This window comes from Rivularia sp. PCC 7116 (genome assembly GCF_000316665.1).
GTDB lineage: Bacteria > Cyanobacteriota > Cyanobacteriia > Cyanobacteriales > Nostocaceae > Rivularia.
Genome location: NC_019678.1, coordinates 1,102,349 through 1,122,895, shown reverse-complemented (window position 1 = coordinate 1,122,895; position 20,547 = coordinate 1,102,349). Strand labels below are relative to the sequence as shown.

Genomic DNA, 20,547 nt, shown 5'->3' with positions numbered 1-20,547 from the left:
TTACGATGGCATGAAATATCCAGATAACAGCCGTTTTGCTTTTGCAGAAGATTACCTATGTTGGTGAGAGGGGGAGGGAGTGAGGGAGTGAGGGAGTGAGGGAGTGAGGGAGTGAGGGAGTGAGGGAGTGAGGGGGAAGAGGGGGGTAGAATAAATTCCCAATTACCAATGCCCCATGCCCAATTCCCAATTCCCAATCCCCAATTATTAATTACCGATTGAGCATTTGTAAGTTGTGTAATGTCGCGTATAAACCACCTTGCTCTAATAGTTGTTCGTGACTACCTTGTTCGATTAATTCACCACGTTTGAGTACAAAAATTCTGTTAACGTTGCGAATAGTGGATAAACGGTGAGCAATAATAATTGCTGTACGCTGTTGTAAAAGCTGATTTAATGATTTTTGAATTTTGGCTTCTGTTGCTACGTCTAAATTAGCTGTTGCTTCGTCTAATACTAGTATTTGTGGGTTGCGAATTGCGGCGCGTGCAAAGGCTAAAAGCTGTTTTTCTCCGCTGGAAATATTAGTTCCTCTTTCACGAAGTGCTGAGTTATAACCTTGGGGTAATTGTTCGATGAATTCCTCGACGTTGGTGGATTGGGCTGCTTCACGAATTTCTTCAAAGGTGTAATTATCACCTAATGTAATGTTGCTTTTAACATCACCGGCAAACAAGAATCCTTCTTGTAAGATGACTGCTAAATATCTTCTTAATTCGGCTTGGGGTATTTCTTTGATATCTATGCCATCGACTAAAATCCGTCCTTTGCTGGGTTCGTAAAGACGACATAATAAACGAATTACGGTACTTTTTCCCGCTCCCGTGGGACCTACTAAAGCAATTTTTTCTCCGGGATTGATGGTAAAATCTAAATTCTTGATTACATAATCATCATCTTTATAAGCAAACCAAACTTCTTCAAAACGGATTTCTCCCAATTTGGTTGGGTCAATTTTATCATCGATATTTTCTAAATTATCGACGATTTCATCTATATAGCCAAATTCAAAGCTATTTGTCAGCGAATATCTGGGATTTGCTTTATCCCTAATTTCTATGGGTTCATCTAATATATCGGTAACTCGCTCGATGGCTGTAAAACCTGCTTGAATGATGGTAAATTTTTCTGCGAATTGTCGTAAGGGATCGAACAATCGTTGAGCGTAAAGGATGAAGCTTGATAGTATGCCAACGGTCAGATTATCTCCTAAGATTAACCAACCTGCAACCAACAATACACCGGCGATCGCTACTAAGGCAATCCATTCTAATGTGGCTGAAACTGCGGAATCGTGGAATATGGTTGTATCTACTTCTTTTACGTAACGGTGATTGGTTTTCTCAAATAATTGAGCGTTAAATCTTTCTCTACGAAATAGCTGTACTACGTTGATACCTGTAATATTTTCCTGTAGCTGAGAGTTGAGGGCGGAAAGCTCTTCTCTGACTTTATAATTGGCTTTACGAAACTGCTGCTGGAAGTAGGTAATTAAGGCTGATACGGGGAAAAGTAAAAATAGCAGCAGTAATGCTAGCTGCCATTGGGTGTAAAACATAAAGCCGATAATTACTAAGGTAGAAAATATATCGGAAAATATGCCTACTGCCCCTGTTGCAAATACATCTCCTAAAACTTCAACATCGGATGTCAATCGCGTGATTAATTTTCCTACGGGGGTTTTATCAAAAAAACGTACTGCTAAAGAAGTTACATGATGAAATAAGTCTTTACGAATATCGGCAGTAATGTTTTGCCCTACTTTTTGCACTAGATATCCCTGAAAACCTGTTAATACGAGCTTAATCACCACAGTAGTCAATAAAAGTATTTGCAGGATTAACAATCCTTGTTCGGGATTAGTGCTGAGAAAATCGTAAGTACTAGGTTCTTTCCGAACTAAGGCAATTACCTGTCCCACAATTAACGGCTGTACGGCATTGGCTACCGCTACCGGTACTAACAGTAACATTGATGTCGCCAAAAGCTGTTTGTAATTAGTGGCGTATGGAACTAAACGCAAAAATAATCGCCAGTCGTTTTTACGAGAGCGATTCTGCTTATAAGATTTTTTTAGAGGTTTGGAGATGCTCATAATAACTGCATTATATTAATTTTTCATCAAATGTAAGATGATTTTTTTATCGATGCTTGCACTCACCATGCTTGGCTATATCTGCAATTCCCCCAAGATTACTGCTGTTTAATTGGAATTTTTTTAAAATAAATATCTCACAAGTTTAAACTTGACTACAATGTTCCACGACTTATTAAGAGCATCATATACGATTCCCATTCAAATAAAGCTATCGCAAGGGTTTGAGATGATATCACGGCATTGAAGGCGATCGCTCTGAGCGCAACTATTATATTTGTGGAAACTGTTGCGATATTTGGGTTTCATAGATATAACTCTTTTGTAAAACTTCATTAATTACGGGAACAATAAGGGATTTTAATAGTAGCCATATCCATGATAATTTGATTTTCAAGTATTTGTAGATACACCTTTTGACAAATATATTTTTTACAATTTGTATATAAAGCTACAAAGGTGAGCCAAATGTCAATCATCGCCAGAAATCCCTATAGAGGTAAAAAGTTAGGTTCGTTTCGCAAGATTGATGGTTCGGAAAATAATTTACATAATCCTGAGTTAGGAGCTACGGGCACGCCTTTTATTCGTCTTGCATCTGTGGAGTATGAGTATGGAGTTGCCAGCCCTGCGGGGGTTGCAAGCGATGCTTCCGGAAATGCTTTAATCGGTGTTGATGGTAATACTGTTAGCCGTCAACCGATTCCGATTTTTAGTCAGGTAGAAAAAACACGTTTGCAGAAATCTGGTTTGGAGGTGGTTAGCAATCAGGATGGTTTAAGTAATAATCCGGATGCACCTTTCGTTTTACTAAACCCTTTGGATCGCCCTAGTGCTAGGGTAATTAGTAATGCAACCTCTAAGTTAGAAAAGGGTGAAACCGATCCTAGCTCTAAAGGTTTGACTGGGATTAATTGGGCTTTTGGGCAGTTAATTAATCATGATTTAAATTTGGCTAGGTTGAGTGAGGATAGTTTCAATATTGATATTCCTGAAGATGACGCGAATTTTACTCGGGATATTCCCCCAACTCCGACAATTAATCGGCAGCAAGATGGAGGATTGGAGTTTGAGTTTCCCAGAAATGCTTTTGCTGAGGGCACGGGAGTTGAATCTGTGCCAGCAGAGGTACCTAACGATTTAACTCACTGGCTGGATTTATCTGTTGTTTATGGCTCGGATGAGGGATTAGCTAATTCTTTGAGGAGTTTTGAGGAAGGTAAACTAAAAGTTTTTTCTGAGGAGACTGAGTCTACTAGCGATGATTTGATGCCAGCAGATACAGAGCTAGTAATGAGAGGAGGATTTTTTCAGGGGGTAGGTTTTTTAGCTGGAGATGAAAGAGTTAGCGAGCAAGATGCTTTAGTTGCTCAACATACTTTGTGGTTGAGGAATCACAATAGAGTTGCTCAAGATTTATCTCAATTTCATCCAAAATGGGACGATAAACAGATATTTGAAAGAGCGCGGCAAATTAATATTGCTCAATATCAACAGGTGGTGATGTATGAGTGGTTGCCGCAGCAGATAGGGGAAGTAAGTAAGTATCAGGGGTACGATGCAGGTGAAACTCCCCAAATCTCCGATGAATTTAACGCCGCTGGCTTTCGTTTCGGACATTCTCAAACGGGTAATAAAATAGAGACGGTTGATAGCGAGGGGAATGCAACAACTTTACCGTTGTTAACCACGTTTGGAGCCCCGAATGTTACCGAGGGTAAAGATGTTGATGAGATTTTAAAGGGTAGTACGGTAACTTTGGATGAGGATGTCGATACTAATGTAGTCTTCGACTTACGAAATGCTTTATTTCCCCCGGCAGGTGTGGGATTTGATTTGTATTCGGCAAATATTCAGAGGGGAAGGGAAAGAGGTTTAGCTGATTACAATCAAGTCAGAGCCGATTTTGGTTTGGAAAGGGTAAAAAGCTTTGATGAGTTAACTTCAGATAAACAGTTAGCCGATACTTTGGAAGATTTATATGGCACTGTAGAAGATGTTGATTTACTTGTAGGAATGTTTGCAGAAAATTCTGTAGCACCTTCCGGAGCCGGGGAAACAATTCAAGCTGTTGTGGGAGAGCAGTTTGAAAGGTTGAGAGATGCCGATAGATTTTGGTTTGAAAGAACTTTTAAGCAGGGTGGTTATTTTACTAAGAAGGAGATAAAGGAAATTCAGGAGACGAGTTATGCCGACATCATCAAGTTGAATACTGAAATTAGCGAGCTGCAAGAAAATGTTTTTTTAGAAGTTTCCGAAGCAAATCCCCTAGATACGGAGAATCTTTTCAACGATGGATTATTAGATTTACAAGGTGATGATGGTAAAGCCACAATCGTAGTTAAGCAAAAATCTTTGTCTAATAACACCGTTGGTTTCTATCGAGTTGAAGATAAAGACGGCACAATTGTAGACGAAGTAACCGGTGCAACCCTGACTCCAGAAGATGGAGAGGATTATCAGAAAGCTGCAATTAACAATAGCGTGGTGGATTTTCAAATTGCAGATAACAAGAGCAAGCAAAAATTCCACGTTGATTTACCAGATAATAGTCTCCTCGCTCCCTATTTAATTGCAGATGGAAACATAGAAGACTTTGAAAACGGTAATGCCCAAGCACTACTATCCTTCGGTACTGCAAACAAAGATAATGCCAGCATCATCGAACTCGGTAGCGAAGATACCAACGTCTTCAAACTTGCTTTTGACGATTTGATTGATTCAAATTCCAATTCCGACAACACCATGATGGTGAAAGTGAAGCTGTAAACAGTTAACAATTAATAGTTATCAGTGAGAAGTTATTTACCTCTTCAGCAATAAGCACGTGAATTCGACAAATTGTAAAACCTTCATTTTCTTCCCCTTTCCGACTCGGAGAGGGGTTAGAGAAAAGTTATCGAACTCACGCCAATCAAAAACATTGAAATTACAAAGGAACAATTGTATGCAATTAATTCAACAGCAACAAAACACCTTGGTAAAAATTTCTCAAAATCTGATAATTACCGATTTACTGGATTTATTGCACGGTAAACTACTTGCCTTACGAATTCCCAACTACTACCACCACGAACAAGCTCAAAAAATTAGTGAAGAATTAATCGAGCAAGACAGTTTAGAAAGATATCATCGAGCGCCAGATGTAGGAGTACAAAGAACTGGAATTACCTTCTTTGAAACCAATGGCAATATAGAAATGCTCGAACGTTATTACCAACAAGCTCCAGCTTGCAACAAAAATATCCGCTACACCTGCTCTCCTTTTCTTTCCCCCATCGACAAATTAAGATTAGAATTAGGAGATATGTGGTTAGCTGGTGCCTGCATAGAAAACGTTCACAATCGCACTATGTTAGCCGGAATTGGTAGAGTATTTGAAGATAACTTTGAACTTCCACCCCATCAAGACATTTTGGCAAGGGATGTATTAGACGCTCCTATTTATCCTACCTATCCCTTCTCCAACTTAGTAACTCAACTCAGCAGCAATATCTACTTACGCACCCCCAAATTTGGCGGAGAATTAGAAATTTGGAACGTCAAACCAGCAGCAACCAAACAACCAGAAATTCACGACAAAGAATATAAATACGAAGGAATCATCGACCGCAGCATTTTACCATCAGCAACAGCAGTTATTAAACCCCAAATCGGAGAATTAATTTTATTTGATTCTGCAAGAGTTCATGCAGTCAGAGCTTCTCATGGTGGTCCTAGAGTTTCTATGTCCATGTTTATCGGATATCGCAATCAAGAAGAACCTTTAACTTATTGGAGTTAATAATTAGGAATTGGGGATGGGGCATTGGGCATGGAGCATTGGGCATTGGGCATTGGTAATTGGGAATTTATTCTTCCCCCTCACTCCCTCCCTCACTCCCTCCCTCTCTCCCTCCCTCCCCCTCTCCCCCAAAACCCTCTTCCCAAAAAACCGGACAAGATTTAATTTACGTGAAACTTGTAACTGGATAGAAGGATAATTTGAGTAAATTATGGCAGAAATCGAAACTGCAAGACTGCGACTCAGACCTTATACTTTGGATGATGTGGATAAATTATCTGTAATTTTGAGCAATCCCGAAGTTATGAAGTATTCTCCTAGAGGAGTCATTCCCAAAGGAAAGGAAAAACAAGTTACTCGGGAAATTTTAGAATATTTCATCGAACATTGGGAAAAATACGGCTTCGGTGTATGGGCTGTTATCGAAAAAACTAGTAGAAAATTAATCGGTCATTGCGGACTTAATTGTCTACCTAATACTCCCGATATCGAAGTTATTTACCGTTTCGACCAAAATTACTGGAATCAAGGTATTGCTACTGAAGCCGCAAAAGCTGCTATCAACTACGGTTTCGAGTCTGCCAAACTCTATAAAATTGTCGCGATCGCATCTCCAAAACATATTGCTTCTCGCCGAGTTATGGAGAAAGCTGGCTTAGTTTACGAAAAAGATGCCCATTTCTACAAAACTGACGTAGTTTACTATTCCATTCTCCGCGAAAATTGGCAGCCAGATTATTTTTGATTGGGAATTGGGAATTGGGCATTGGGAATCGGTAATTGATGGAGACGGAATAAACCACGTCTCTACATTTTTATTTCAAGATAATCTCATGGTAAAATGCGATGAAATTATCTGTTCTTTCTCGATAATGACCAATCTACCTCATCCCGTTCAATACCAAGGTAGTAAGAGAAACCTTGCATCAAGGATTCTAAGTTTTTTCCCTAGTAAAATAAATAGGTTGGTAGAGCCTTTTGCTGGAACTGGTGCAATTAGCATAGCTGCTGCTGCGAATCAAATTAGCAATAATTTTTGGTTGAACGATCTGAATAAGCCGCTTATACAATTGCTTGAGTTAATTATAGAAAACCCAAGCTATATCGCGGATATTTATTTAAATATATGGAACGAGCAACATCATGATTCGGTAGGTCACTATTTTGAAGTTAGAACAAGATTTAATCAAACAAAAGATCCAAGCTTATTTTTATACTTATTAGCACGATGTGTAAAAGGTGCTGTCCGCTATAATTCGGAAGGTCTATTTAATCAAAGTCCTGATAAAAGACGGAAAGGAACACAACCTATAACTATGAGAAAAAACATAGAGGGGGTTTCTCATTTTTTGAAAGGAAAATGTCAATTTACACATTTGGATTACCAACAAGTATTAGCTGAAGTTAGGAATGATGATTTTGTTTACATAGACCCACCTTATCAAGGTGTATGCGGAACTAGAGATCGAAGATATTTTTGTGGAATTGAATTTGACAATTTGGTTCTAAGCTGCTACGCAGCTTGATTGTATAATACAAAAATCAGTAACGGGTGCGATCGCCATTTAGATATGCCAGCCAAAAATCATCTTTCTAAGGAGCAGAGAGAACGACTGCTAAAAGCCCTCAAAGAGTATGAGAACCCTTATGTAAGAGAAAAAATTCTAATTTTATTATTGATGAATGATGGAAAAACATATCAAGAGATTAGTGATTTTTTAAATATTGCATATGGAACAGTTGCATACTGGGCAGTTCATGGCGACCCAGACAACTTAGATAGTTTGTTAGATGGAAGAAGAGAGGGTAATTTCCGTAAAGCAACTAAAGAATATGAAGACTTATTATTAGAAATAGTTGATAAAGAACCGTCAGAGTATGGATATGAATTTGGTCGATGGACATCTGCTCGATTAGCAACTTATCTTGAAAAGTTAACAGGAATTAAGTTAAGTGGCTCTCAAGTCAGGAGAATATTATCAAGAAAAAAGTTCGTTTACCTGTGGGCAAAATATAGCTTGGAGGATAAACAAAATCCTGAGAAGCGTAAGATATTTAAAGAGAAATTATCCGAATATTTAAAAATAACAAAAGAAACCCCAGAACGTTTGCAGGTATGGTTTTGGGATGAAAGCGGATTCAGTTTGAGGGTTATAAGAAGAAAAACATGGGGTAAAAAAGGTCATAGAAAAAAAGTAACCGGTCAAAGAAGAAGAGGAAGAGTAAATATCATGGGAGGATTACGTTATCACGATAAAAAAAGAATGAATTTCGTCATCAAAAAAGGAGACGCGGATGTATTCTATGAACAACTTACTCTTTTGTATAGTTTTATTTTACAAGAATGGGTAGAAAAAGGAAATAAAATTGAATATTTTAATGATTATGCAGCTAAAATAGTGATTATTTTAGATAATGCCAGCTTTCATAAAAGAAAAGATATTTTAGAGAAAATTGAAAAAGAAATGCCAAATATAATTTTGGAATTCTTACCACCATATAGTCCAGATTATAATTTAATTGAATTAGTTTGGCACTCAGCGAAAGAATATATAGCTCATAGATTATTTGAATCAGTAGAACAGCTTGAAGAATTATTAAATAAATTGTTAAATCAAGGAGGTCTTATTATTAAGTGGGACCGCAAGATTAAAAATAAAGGTAACGCTGTTTATTCAATTTAGCTGCGTAGCAGCTTAGCTCTTGAAAAACTAAATCAAAGAGGAATAGCATTTGCACTTAGTTACGATGGTAAACTTGGCAATAAAACCTTCGGTAAATTACTACCTAAAAGCCTCGAACTTCAACATATTGAAATCCAGGTTGGACGTTCATCACAATCGACGCTTTTAGGTAGGAAGGAAACAACTATTGAGTCTTTATACCTGTCGCCAAACTTATTAAATGAAAGACTCCTCAAGTTGTCAAGCTGCTCTAACAAAGCACCCAAACAATTAACTCTTTGGTAAAAGTATGGATAGTTCTCAAGAATTACCCGATGAATTTATTCGACTTTGTAAGTCAGTAACAGCAAAAAGACCTAAAGCAGTCATTGAGCATATTCTCCAACACGGTTATATAACCACTGAAGATTTAAAAGAAACCTATGGCTATAATCACCCTCCAAGAGCCGCTAGAGATGTTCGAGAACGTGGTATTCCTTTAGAAACTTTTCTTGAGCCACTCCGCGCAATAAATTGACGCGGATTCAGGCATAGCCATCTAACTTTTCACCGCTTTTGTGGTTATCTGGTTAGAGGTTAGCACTTGGGTGGACAACTGCTCAGAGGAACTATGGTAGTTCTTGCGTTCGGACGCGCCTACTTGCCTTGCAGTTTGTTGATATTGCCGAAGCTCGGTGGGGGAAACTTCCCCCACCAGACTTCGCTTCCATGCGTCCACTAAGAGCGGCTCCGCCCTTGGATACTCGCGTAGAGCATCTTGCAATGAAAGCTGATCGCCATACACGTATCTACTCAGAAATGCGGAGAACAAGTCACGATGCATTGTAACCCCGGTAACATCTCGATGAACTCGCTCTGAGAGAGATTTTTTTATGCGAGTGCCATCAAGGTGGGTTTGTGAGAGTGCTGTTGTCTGAGTAGAAAACTGGAGAAAACAACCGCCAGCATTTTCGGCTTTGCGTTTGATTTCTGATTGAAAAAAGCCAGGAGACTTAGCAGCTATCGCTTTTCCATAACGCTTCTGCCATCCCTTGATACTAACTTTTTCAGTTTTGATTTCGTTGCCATGCCGTAAGATTTCATTTACAAGCCTACGGTTCTGGCACTTAGCATAACTTGCCTTGCGTCGTTCAAGCTCTGCTTTGTGGAGAGCAAGTGTGCGATAATTCTTTGTCCTTTTCCACGGTCTTCTACCTTTTAGAACCTTACCCTTCTTTGTGACGACTCGGTTTCCAACTTTCTTATCAAAGTCAGGCTCAAAATTATCAGGATTGTTGCTCCTCATTGAGCGCTGCATTTTACGCTGTAAGACTTTAATCTCGCGCTCATAGGTAGGAACCTTATCAGCAAAAGGTAGGAGTCCTGCTTGTTCGTCAGCCACAAAGGCTACATTGGAAATGTTAACGTCAAGTCCTACTACGCCTTTAGTTACGTAGTTTTGTGGCTTTTGATATGGTAAACCTTCGTTTACAAGCTGTACAAACCAGCGCTTTTTACCGTTTAAGTTGCGCCAGAGAAGACGGCAGTATTTTATCTTGGAGCGGAGTCCATGAGTTACAACTCGATTGCTCCAATCAATGATTGGCTCTAAAGTAAGTCCACACCATTGTACTTGTTCTTCCTTCCAGCAAAGTCCTTGTTTGTTTGACTTTCCTTCAACTGAGCGAAAGCGAGAGGGGACTTTAAATCGCACCTTACTACTTAGACCCAAGAGTATCTTATGAGCAGCTTGAAATGCTCTAGTAGCAAGTCTTTGTTGCGTGTTGGAATCAACGTTCTTGGCTATCCACTTACTTTGTTTGGCGGTAACAGTTGCAAAGCGATGGAGACTATACTCACTAAATTGAGCGCCATCTCTTGCCTGCTTAAATAGCTCCCGTCGCTCCTTTTTCTTAGTTTTACTGAGTTCTCTTGCTCTTAGGTATGGCGTAGACTTCCTTACTCGCTCAAGTCTTCTTAATGCTTCGTTAAGACAAGCATTGTAGAGTTGACGTGCTGCTTGAAAACGCGCTTCAAGCTTACGTTCTAAGAAGCTGTCAACTACCAAGGGAACTTCTGTGATGAACGAGGACGTTTTTGCTTTCGTCATACCTAGTAACGCTTTTTCTCTCAACCTATAAAAATAGTATCTTGCTATACTATTTTTGTCAACAGGTAGTGGCTATATACAATTCTTTATGAAACCTGTAACTAAGCAATTAGCCAGTAGGGAGTACCGTCATAATAATCACTCAGTTGGGAGTGCAACGGTTCATTTGGTCTGGATACCGAAGCGGCGAAAGCCGGTATTAGTGGGAGAGGTTAAGCAGCGACTCTACCAGATTCTGACTGAAGTTACTGCTGAGAAGGGGTGGTTCATTAAGGCGCTAGAGATTGCACCAGACCACGTACATATGTTGGTAGAACACGACCCAAGTACAGCAATTAACCAAATCGTAAAGGCATTAAAAGGCAGGTCGAGCAGAATTTTACGCAAGGAGTTTCCGCACTTGTTAAAAATCCCCGCTTTGTGGACTCATGCGTACTTTTATGACACTACCGGCAAGGTAAGTAGTGCCGTCATTCAAGACTATATTAACGACCCACATCATTACTAAACTAATGGCGAATAAATTCGCCCGTGTCGAATTTCCGCCCCGATTTAAAAATACGGGGCTACCATTCTCCCGCTACTTTTTCGGTGTAACAGGAAGCGATGGAAGAAAAATAGCTGCCTATAGATTTGGAGATGTCAATAAAGCTAGATTTTCCAGAGCATCTGGTAGAACAGGTTTATCAAAGCAGATAAAAAACGAATTAATTCTTACTCATGGGAGCAAGTGTTTTATTTGTCTAGAAGTCCTCAGCGAGCGCGAATTACAAATCGACCATCGCGTTCCTTTCGAGGTAGATGGCGAACCAGATTTTGAGCCAGAAAAGGGCATATCCAGAAAATTACGAGCATATTGCAATGCGGCAGGTTAGAAGGGTGGATCTTCAATGGAAAGGAGAAGATGTAAATGTCTACGAAATCCTCAAACAAAGAGCAACCAGTCTTGAAAAACCAATTCCTCAATTAATCAAGGAAATAATTAAGCGAGAATTAGGACTTTAAAGTTAGCAACTAATAGCTCAAAATTCTCCTAAGATTTGATCTCAAATCTATATTAATAGAACGATATTTTTCAATCATTCATAAGCAGCAGTCATTTATTAACTAATCAGTGATTTAAATCTTGTATTCATATTCCGCAATCATCTCTTTACTCTTGTTTACAATCTCTTTGTTAATGACAAATTTCTCAATTAGCCCACGAGATTACAAGCCATTTTGATGTAATATGGGGTTTGTATCCTGAGGGAAGCAGTAAAACTAATTTTTAATTTTTGACATTTTTTTAATTACATTTCTTAATTAAATGTACTAACTAACTTGATATTTGCTTTATTGACATACTACAAAAAATAAAAAGTAGAGTAAATCAAGGCGATCGCCTCAATGTTTATATGAAGCAATAATAATTTTATTGTGATTCAAAATACTTAAATTAGCCTTGAAATATACGGATATTGACAATACATATTTTATATGAGTTAAAAATGTTCTTTGTATTTCTGGGAGGAAGGGGATAAGGGAAGTGAGGGATATTAATTCCGGTTGCATCGGAATGATTAAAAAACCGCAGAAAAAATTATAAATAATTCCGACATAAACGGTTAGTTGTTAACAAGCAGCGGAAAGATTAAAGTATTAATTATAACTTTACATAAAAGTAAAACATCGATGTTTTATCTATAATTACACTGAAAATACTTTAATTAAGTATAAAAATATAATCAATAAATCTAGGTTTAGAAACGATAGTTGATTAATGATTTCTCCCCACTCTTCCCCCTCTACTCAAATCACTTCTGACAACATTTGCAAATGCTTCTCTACCGGAGCAATCGTATTAGCAGCAATCATTCCAGAAGCTGCAACTGCCGGTAAACCAATTCCGGGGAAAGTCGAATCACCGCAACACATTAAACCTTTCAAGGGAGTATTCGCACCGGGAAATAAGCCCGAACCCGCACGAATTGCTGGGCCGTAAGAACCGCGATTCCTTCTTAAATAACGTTCGTGAGTTAAAGGTGTACCAATTAAAGTGACTTCGCAACGAGAGCGAATATCTGGAATTACTTTCTCTAAAGCTTCCCACATAACTTCAGCGCGTTTTTGTTTCTGCTGTAAATACTCTTCGCTATTCCTATCCATTCCCTGCCATAAATCGTAAGGCTCGTTTCCAGGAGTGTAAACGTGAATCGCATGTTTCCCCGGTGGTGCTAAAGAAGAATCCAAAACTGAAGGAATTGATATCAATACTAAATTCTGAGGAGCAGTAATTCCTAACTCCCAATCCTTAACGAAAATATAGTGACAATGCAAATCTGAACGAATATTAGAAGCGTCAATTCCTAAATGCAGATGCATAAAACTTTCACATTCAGGTGTTGCTTTGCGTTTATCAAAAAACTGTTGCGGTACCGAATCAGCAGGAACTAACTTCAAAGTATCCCATACAGAAGCATTGGAAATCACTATATCCGCTCTTAATTCCTCACCACCCCTCAACTTAACCCCAACAGCACGTTTATTTTCAACAATAATTTCTTCAACATGACTTTTTAACAGTAATTTGCCATCATGTTTCTCAAATCCCCTTACCAAAGCATCCACCAAAGCCGCTGCACCACCCACCGGATAATCCAATTTAACATTAGGACGATACCAATCAGCGAACATAAACGCAACTTCCGCAGCAGAAGTACCATCTGCTGGTAATCCTGAAAGCAGAAAACACAACATATTCAACCAGTTACGAATAAAATTATCCGTAACCACTTCATCCATAATCGAACTAAAAGCCCCAGTTAATTTAGAAACGTTGAAAAAATGTTTTAGTAAACTTGGTGCAAATTTACCCGTTGTTTGCAAAGCACCAAAATCATAACGTATAGCCGCCGAAGGTATCGCGATCGCAGCATCGGCATAAGGAGCCATAACTCGCTGCAACTCCCGCCATTCCTTAACTGCTTTTTCCCCCCGCAATCGTAAAAGTACTTCACAAAATTGTTCCGCACCTACGGAAGTGTTAAAATCTCCCTCGGGAAGAAAACAACCCCAAGTATCGTAATTAGCCCATTCGCAATCTTCCCCAATTGCATCTAATACCTGTCGTAAAGGATTATTTGAAGGGCTATAGGATAAACCTGAATATAATGATGGCCCAGAATCAAATTTATAACCTTTATAACTAAAAGAATGTGCCGCACCTCCAGGAATTGAATGACTTTCACAAACTGTTACTTTGCAACCGTATCTCGCCAACAATCCCGCACAGCTTAAACCCCCAATCCCGCTTCCGATTATTATTACTTCCATTAGTTGTTAGTTGTTGGTTGTTAGTTGTTAGTTCTAAATTTTAATTTGAATATCTATTTTTCGGTTGTACGGGTTTATCGAAATCTAGATTATTTAATTCAATTCACAATTGAAAGTTGTTTTTGACGGGTTTATATATATAAGGGTGGAGAGAATCAAATTAAAGCTGTATTCTACATCTAATATTCAAGGTAGAATTTGAATATCTGTTTTTCGATTGTACGGGAATATCGAAATCTAGATTATTTAATTTAACTCGCAATTGAAAGTTGTTTTTGACGACTTTATATATAAGGGTGGGAGAATCAAATTAAAGCTGTATTTCACAGGTTATATAGGAGTCGGAATTAAACCAGGTGGATTTCGATTGTACGGGTTTATCGAAATCTAGATTATTTAATTCAATTCACAATTGAAAGTTGTTTTTGACGGCTTCTATATATAAGGGTGGGGAAGAATAAAATTAAAGCTGTATTTCACAGGTTATATAGGAGTCGGAATTAAACCAGATGGATTTCGGTTGTACGGTTTTATCGAAATTTAGATTATTTAATATAAAGCAGAGTTTATAGCTTATATCAATTCCGGTAAACAATATATAATTCAGATGCCAACGGATTTGATATTACGCACTACTCACCTTTGGTAAAAATCAAACCACTGTATAGTTGAAAAGCTGTATCCCAATTAGTTTTTTCTCTGCGAATTATGTAAATATGGGATTGAATTTTGTTGAAAACGTCGGTTTGATCGATGCATGTTTCGGCGAAGGGGGTAAAATCCGACCAAATTTTGACTTGTGGTAATTTAGTTTTGAGATAGTTGAGTAAATTATTCCAGTTAATTCTAATTGTGTTTTGGCTGTTTTGAGGAGAGATTGCGACTCCCTTGTTAAAGTTATAACCGTTGTCGTAAATCCTTAAAATACAGTTTCTACCAGGTATATGTAAATCGCAGAAATGGAAATAATCTTGAGTTTGGGTTTTGCGCTGTAATTTACCTCTAAAGTTTAAATCTACAACTTCTTCAAAAATTGGTAACAATCCTTGTACTTGTGCGGTAACTTCCGACCATTTGAATTCTAAGGAACCAAGTTGCTTATCTTGATTTTCACATACTGCGGTAACACGATTCGCAAAATCTTGGAAATAATGAACTTGAAAAACTTCGATTTTGTTAATTTGAGCTAAGGTACTGTAAAAGCAGGGAATACCGGAATTTAATAACTGCTCTGCGTAATATTGTAATTCTCCGAAAGCGCCGCTACGATACAACCGCCAACCGCGACTGGGTAATGATAATCTAGCAGTATAAGTATCTATTCCGATAATGCTGGCTAATTTTTGTGCTGCTGATTTTTTCAACTCGTTAGTAATAGGTTCAAAAATTAATACAGCAGCTTCTTGATTTTCGGGGTTGGATGTTGCCTTTGCGATCGCGTCTTGTTTTTGCTGCTTTTCAATTTCTTCTAATCGCTGCAAACCCTGACGTGCTTGGGTAATTATTTTATTATTTGTACTATCGCGCAATAGTTGACGGTAAATTTTTTCAGCTTTGTCATGTTTGCCGGATACTTCGTGTAATTTCCCCACATAAAGCTGTACCTGGAGGTTATCTGGAGATTCTTTTAATAATTGTTTTAATAAATTAGCTGCTGTACGATAATCTTTTTTTTCAAATGCAGATGCAACTTTGTCAATCATAATATTTTGAATTTTAAATTAAAAAAGTTAGGAGTTAGGAGTTAACTAAGGTTAAAGGTTAAAATTTTTCCATTACCAATGCCCAATGCCCAATGCCCTATTCCCCAATTCCCAATTCCGTTATACTTCACTTACCCCAGAAATTAGGGACATAGCAAAAATAGGTGCTGTAACAGCGCGGAGGATGCGATTTCCTAATGAAGCTGTTTTGAAACCATTTCCTAGAGCTATTTCAATTTCTTTTTCAGTCCATCCGCCTTCAGTACCTGTGGCAATTACTACTTCTTTATTGTCGTGATTTTGCAAGTAATGGAGTAAATGAGGGGAATCTCCACGAGCTACGCAAATGTATTTTTCTAGATTCTGAAATGATGACAAACTTTGTTTAAAATCAACTGGCTCTAAAATCTCAGGTATTTTAGTTCTTTCCGATTGCTCTGCGGCTTCAGAAGCGATTCTTTTCCACCGTTGGAGTTTTTGGGAACTGGGTTTTAATAAGGTGCGATCGCCGATTACTGGTGCAATACAGGTTACTCCTAATTCAGTACAACAACGGACGATATCATCAAAGCCGTTTCCTTTGGGTAAGGCTACTATAAGGTTTACGGCTATTGGTAATTCATTATCGACAGTTATTTCCTGTAATATTTGTGCGTCAGTAGTATTGAGTTGAGATAGCCACCATTTACCCATGCCATCCATTGCAATAAATTTGTCACCTTTTTGCAACCGCAATACTCTATATAGATAATGCTGTTGTGGTGAAGTTAAAGTTACTAGCTTATCTTGAATTTGATTGGGGTTGATGGTGATGCGTTGCACGTTTTTTATAAAGGGTAGAAGGAGTGAGGGAGTGAAAAAGTCAAATATTTCTTACTCATTACTCGTTACTCATTACTCATTACTTAATTAGCGATATATTCCTGAGTGGGAATTACCTTTACGTTTAAAGTTAGGGGCTTATTTAAATCATCTTCCAAAATTTGTTTAACTAACTGTACCTGTTGTTGTGAAAAGGAATTTAATGGAGCGGTTATTTCCATATATACTAAAAGCTTCTCTCCATCTTGCTCAACTTTAATTCTTCTAATATCCGAACGTGAAAAAGTTTCGGTTTGACGGAAAAGTAGATATTCGATGCTGCGACGGGTATGTTCTTTAACTAAAAACTTTTCTAAGGATAAACCCAATGGTAAACCAAGCATAATCAAAGAGAATACCGATATTACTAATCCGTGGCGAGCTTTTTCAAAAGAACCGTAATTGTGAGCTAAAAATATTAAAGAGCCACTAAAGATAATACCAGCTAAGTTGGCGAGAAACAAAAGCCCGGAGCCAGCAGCAACGGAATTTGAATTCATACCCAAACCAATTCCTACAACACTCAAAGGTGGAACTAAAGCTACAGAGATGGCAACTCCCGGTAAAGCATTGGCAATACTGCGTCTGGTTAGAGCAAAACCACCGGCAGCTCCTGCTGCTAATGCTACACCTAAATCTAATAATGTAGGGCTGGTACGTCCCATAATTTCAGAGCCAAAAGTTCTGATACCGACTAATTTTGTAATAACTATAGAAATACCAACTGTCAGCAATACACCTTTGAACAAAGTAAAACCCGAACGCTTTAATAAACGCTGGTTTCCCGATACAATACTGTAAGCGATCGCAATTATCGGTCCCATTAAAGGAGCAATAATCATCGCACCAATTATAGTGGCTGCACTATTTGCTAATAGTCCAAAAGTTGATATAATCCCCGATAAAGCTAGCAAAGTATAGAAAGTTAACGACGGTACAGCACCTCTCCATAACTTGCGGTTAATCCCAGCTATAGGCATGGGCTTCTCTGCTAACCAATGCCAATCACCGCTGTTACTGTTCCACAATTCGGTTAACTTAAGCTTACCCCAACGACTAAAATTTTTAATAAATAGCAGCATGTTAATTCCACCATTGGCGTAATACTAAAGTAACTTTTATTGTAAAGAAAGTTAATTAATATTAAGCTGAACTAGAGAGAGAATTAATTTTAAGTTAAGGCTAAATAAGTCAGTCTTTGGATAGGTATTTTTAGTAAAAATCCTTAGTGGCTTGGTAAAGAGAGAAAATTTCTGATTTCATCTGTTGTTGTTTTTATCTTTTCCGCAGGTTTTAAATAATTAGCGTAATAGGTACTCAAGGGTAATTGTTTTCCAGAAGCAAGAGTAAGAGTGATGCGATAAACATTAGTTTTGTGTTTTTCCCACTCTACTTGTACGTCTTTAATCTCTTGTAGTGAATGTTTAGTTTTTTTGGTAAATAGAAATAGCCAACGGCGTTTTCTTGTCATATAACCACTACTAAGGTCAAATTCACAAATACTAACTTCACCCATAATAGTTATTACCAATATACCATTAAAAATGGCACCAATAATAATCCATCGGGATGGAGTCATCACAAACCATGTAGGTTCAGTATTAGCAGTTTGCAGTTTTAAATATTGCTGATTGGGATTACTAACAAAAGCATTAATTTGGGATTCCCATGACAACATCTTCTGTGTTGTATATTCAGGGCTATAAGCTTGATGAGACAAGAAAACTACTTCTCCCTTTTTAGTTAGCAAGAATATTTTTTGTATCTCATAGGGGATGCGATTTCGACTTTGGTTTTGATTTTTGTTGTGATTGTAAGCTTTGGTTTGGAATCTAGCACCTTGCAAACCTTCAACTGCAACTGCTGTCGATGATAATATTGAATTTTGCAACTGGCAATTTATCTGTGTTGATTTCTCTCTTTTACAGGTGAGCTTTTTAGGAATCGACTGTAAAAACGTAGTCATCAGCATAGGTAAGATAACAACAGTAAAGAATCCAGCCATTGCCCAGATAAACCAAGGAAGGAATTTTACTGTCAGTTTATTTGATGTTTTTATGGTAGTCATAATTTAAATATGAAGGCATCCTTATATTATTGGTAGATTGATATAGGGGAATTATGCAGCAACCTAACAACATATTTATACAAGTTAAATTAAGTCAATTTCTTATATTTGCGATCGCGCATAGAAAAAATTATTGCCTGAAAACCCTTATTATTTCAATTTATAAATCGATAAATAAAATTGATTACCTGCTTTTAATTTAAGTAGTTGGATAAATACTACCTTCTTCTAGAAATTAGCCAACCTATAAAACAGAAGCATAAAGTTGCAGCAATACTGATGAATAAGGAAGCGTAAAATGGATGTAGTGGTTTATTAACAGATAGAGATAAATCTACAGGTTGTTTAATTTTATCGATATGTTGTACAACCACACCGGAAATAATTGCACCACCACCGAAGCCGATACCGAGAGTGTTTATTGTAGTGTTGAGATTGCGATCGCGTTTAGTTTGTTCGATTTCGACGATACCGCGAATTGACTCAATTAGCTGCTCAAAAAGGCTTTGTGCGGGTGTAAGATAAGCTAAGTCTGTATTAATTTGTTCTATAAAAGTATCTTCAGCTAATTCTGAGAAGCTTGATAAAAATTCTAAATCATCTTTAATCCAAATTGCTTTTAGTTTTTCGAGATATATTTTATAGTTTCTTAGGTTAGTTTGAATAGTATTTCTCTGTAATTCCAAATCTCTTAAATAGCGAGAGTATTCAAAAGAGATTGCTGGTATTTCGTTTAACCATTGATTAAATTCTTTTAATTTAGAATCAGCAGGATTGTCTTTTAAATTATTAAATAGATTTACTTTTTCTTCTAAATTACTGTACTTTTTCCTAGCTTGTTGATAACACCAACGAGATTCCGAACGAGCATAAATAATTTTATGACGACAATTTAACAGTTCAATTAAAGGATAATAATATTCTCCATAATTTTCTAAGTCTGTAGTTTCTTGGTTTGTATTTAACCAAATTAGGATATGACACTGTTCTTGAGGAGAATCGGAATTATTATTATATTCAAATATCGAACTATTTAATAATTTGCCTTTTCCCTGACACGAAAGGTTTAATTTATTAAATTCAGATTCCGATATTAAAGCTTTTACACAAGCATCAGCAAAAGCTTTCTCATCGTTAATTATTCCTACAGGTTGAGCAAAGAAAACTAAAGTTTGTCCGAGGGAAGCATTTATATTACTTGCAAGCAAACAATTATCTTGATTTAATCCTGTTAAATCGGTAAGTACTACTTCTTTCTGTGGATAGCGGAAAGTTAAATCGAGAGCGTAGGTATCGTGAATTAGTAAACGGTTAATTTCTCCGTTTAGATGATTATCTTGATGCTTAATAGCTGTGAATTTTATGAAATCTTCGTTTGATACTTGTTGATTTTCCGATGTTGATAAACTTTCTAATTTAGGAATACCCAACTTTTTACCAATTTCTTGACACTTTTTCCATAAATGAGTCGAATTTTTGACAGGTTTAGAATCGTCAGCTAGATTTTTGTATAGATGAAAAGCGTAGAGGGTAAGTTTGGGATAGGCTACCTTTTCTGTTGAATAATTCATTATGAAAAATAAAAATCAACCTCTGCTATTATTTTTATCTTTACCCTTACCCTTACCCTTTATAGAACTTTGTTGAATAGCATTAAGTAAAGCCTTTTTATCAAGCTGATATTCAGAGATATTAGAATTAAGTTTAGCGCTACCAGGTCCTCTTTCAGTTTTTGAAGAAGATTTATTTAAAATAGTTAATTGAGCATCAAGAATTTTAGAATGTTTCTGATACCAAGTAGCAACAGCATCTGATAGTTTTTCGGTATCGTCGGGTATATTGCGAATAAACTCTTTTAAATTAGTAATATTGTCTTGAGAAAATAAACCAGGTTGATTTTCGAGTAAATCGATAAAAGCTGATAAATTTTGTTCTGCAAATGACATAT

The 20,547-nt window shown here is 37.3% G+C and carries 18 protein-coding genes; 9 read left to right on the top strand and 9 right to left on the bottom strand.

What is annotated here, in order from left to right; genetic code table 11:
• Positions 1–211: 211 nt before the first annotated feature.
• On the bottom strand, positions 212–2,095 hold the full coding sequence (locus RIV7116_RS04305; protein ID WP_015117038.1) for an ABC transporter ATP-binding protein: 1,884 nt from the start codon (positions 2,093–2,095) through the stop codon (positions 212–214).
• A gap of 468 nt (positions 2,096–2,563) precedes the next feature.
• Between RIV7116_RS04305 and RIV7116_RS04300 the strand changes: the two genes are divergently transcribed.
• From RIV7116_RS04300 to RIV7116_RS04275, 6 genes are all read left to right on the top strand, one after another.
• The gene (locus RIV7116_RS04300) at positions 2,564–4,864 is read left to right on the top strand and encodes a peroxidase family protein (RefSeq protein WP_015117037.1); all 2,301 of its coding nucleotides are present in this window, start codon (positions 2,564–2,566) and stop codon (positions 4,862–4,864) included.
• Between the two features lie 178 nt (positions 4,865–5,042).
• Complete coding sequence (locus RIV7116_RS04295) at positions 5,043–5,879, top strand: 2OG-Fe(II) oxygenase (RefSeq protein ID WP_015117036.1); 837 nt, start codon at positions 5,043–5,045, stop codon at positions 5,877–5,879.
• Positions 5,880–6,090: 211 nt separating this feature from the next.
• On the top strand, positions 6,091–6,624 hold the full coding sequence (locus RIV7116_RS04290) for a GNAT family N-acetyltransferase (protein ID WP_015117035.1): 534 nt from the start codon (positions 6,091–6,093) through the stop codon (positions 6,622–6,624).
• A 127-nt stretch (positions 6,625–6,751) separates the two neighbouring features.
• Positions 6,752–7,405: a DNA adenine methylase gene (locus RIV7116_RS04285; protein WP_083894039.1), complete on the top strand. Its 654-nt coding sequence runs from the start codon at positions 6,752–6,754 to the stop codon at positions 7,403–7,405.
• 45 nt (positions 7,406–7,450) lie between these two features.
• Positions 7,451–8,563, top strand: coding sequence for an IS630 family transposase (locus RIV7116_RS04280; protein WP_015117034.1), 1,113 nt, complete (start codon positions 7,451–7,453; stop codon positions 8,561–8,563).
• Between the two features lie 289 nt (positions 8,564–8,852).
• Positions 8,853–9,080 (top strand): hypothetical protein, encoded by a 228-nt coding sequence (locus tag RIV7116_RS04275; protein ID WP_044290750.1) that lies wholly within the window; start codon positions 8,853–8,855, stop codon positions 9,078–9,080.
• A 21-nt stretch (positions 9,081–9,101) separates the two neighbouring features.
• Here RIV7116_RS04275 and RIV7116_RS04270 read toward each other — a convergent pair whose 3' ends face one another.
• Entirely contained in the window at positions 9,102–10,652 is a 1,551-nt protein-coding gene (locus RIV7116_RS04270) for a hypothetical protein (RefSeq protein WP_015117033.1), read from the bottom strand.
• 88 nt (positions 10,653–10,740) lie between these two features.
• Between RIV7116_RS04270 and tnpA the strand changes: the two genes are divergently transcribed.
• Genes tnpA through RIV7116_RS37335 form a run of 3 tightly spaced genes read left to right on the top strand, consistent with a single transcriptional unit; the run spans position 10,741 to position 11,657 of the window.
• The gene (tnpA, locus tag RIV7116_RS04265) at positions 10,741–11,160 is read left to right on the top strand and encodes an IS200/IS605 family transposase (protein ID WP_015117032.1); all 420 of its coding nucleotides are present in this window, start codon (positions 10,741–10,743) and stop codon (positions 11,158–11,160) included.
• Between the two features lie 4 nt (positions 11,161–11,164).
• Positions 11,165–11,527, top strand: a complete 363-nt coding sequence (locus RIV7116_RS04260) for a hypothetical protein (RefSeq protein WP_052330788.1) — start codon at positions 11,165–11,167, stop codon at positions 11,525–11,527.
• A 4-nt stretch (positions 11,528–11,531) separates the two neighbouring features.
• Positions 11,532–11,657, top strand: coding sequence for a hypothetical protein (locus RIV7116_RS37335; protein WP_256380833.1), 126 nt, complete (start codon positions 11,532–11,534; stop codon positions 11,655–11,657).
• Between the two features lie 786 nt (positions 11,658–12,443).
• Here the strand turns inward: RIV7116_RS37335 and RIV7116_RS04255 are convergent.
• From RIV7116_RS04255 to RIV7116_RS04225, 7 genes are all read right to left on the bottom strand, one after another.
• Positions 12,444–13,967 (bottom strand): NAD(P)/FAD-dependent oxidoreductase, encoded by a 1,524-nt coding sequence (locus tag RIV7116_RS04255; protein WP_015117031.1) that lies wholly within the window; start codon positions 13,965–13,967, stop codon positions 12,444–12,446.
• A 632-nt stretch (positions 13,968–14,599) separates the two neighbouring features.
• Entirely contained in the window at positions 14,600–15,670 is a 1,071-nt protein-coding gene (locus RIV7116_RS04250; RefSeq protein ID WP_015117030.1) for a tol-pal system YbgF family protein, read from the bottom strand.
• A gap of 120 nt (positions 15,671–15,790) precedes the next feature.
• Positions 15,791–16,501 carry a 16S rRNA (uracil(1498)-N(3))-methyltransferase gene (locus RIV7116_RS04245; protein ID WP_044290749.1) on the bottom strand — a complete coding sequence of 237 codons (711 nt, stop codon included), beginning with the start codon at positions 16,499–16,501 and terminating at the stop codon, positions 15,791–15,793.
• Between the two features lie 74 nt (positions 16,502–16,575).
• The gene (locus RIV7116_RS04240; protein WP_015117028.1) at positions 16,576–17,613 is read right to left on the bottom strand and encodes a DUF389 domain-containing protein; all 1,038 of its coding nucleotides are present in this window, start codon (positions 17,611–17,613) and stop codon (positions 16,576–16,578) included.
• Between the two features lie 143 nt (positions 17,614–17,756).
• Positions 17,757–18,599, bottom strand: a complete 843-nt coding sequence (locus tag RIV7116_RS04235) for a hypothetical protein (RefSeq protein WP_015117027.1) — start codon at positions 18,597–18,599, stop codon at positions 17,757–17,759.
• A gap of 218 nt (positions 18,600–18,817) precedes the next feature.
• A complete protein-coding gene (locus RIV7116_RS04230) occupies positions 18,818–20,170 on the bottom strand; it encodes a hypothetical protein (protein WP_015117026.1) in 1,353 nt (450 codons plus the stop codon).
• A 15-nt stretch (positions 20,171–20,185) separates the two neighbouring features.
• Complete coding sequence (locus RIV7116_RS04225) at positions 20,186–20,545, bottom strand: hypothetical protein (protein ID WP_015117025.1); 360 nt, start codon at positions 20,543–20,545, stop codon at positions 20,186–20,188.
• Between the last annotated feature and the right edge of the window lie 2 nt (positions 20,546–20,547).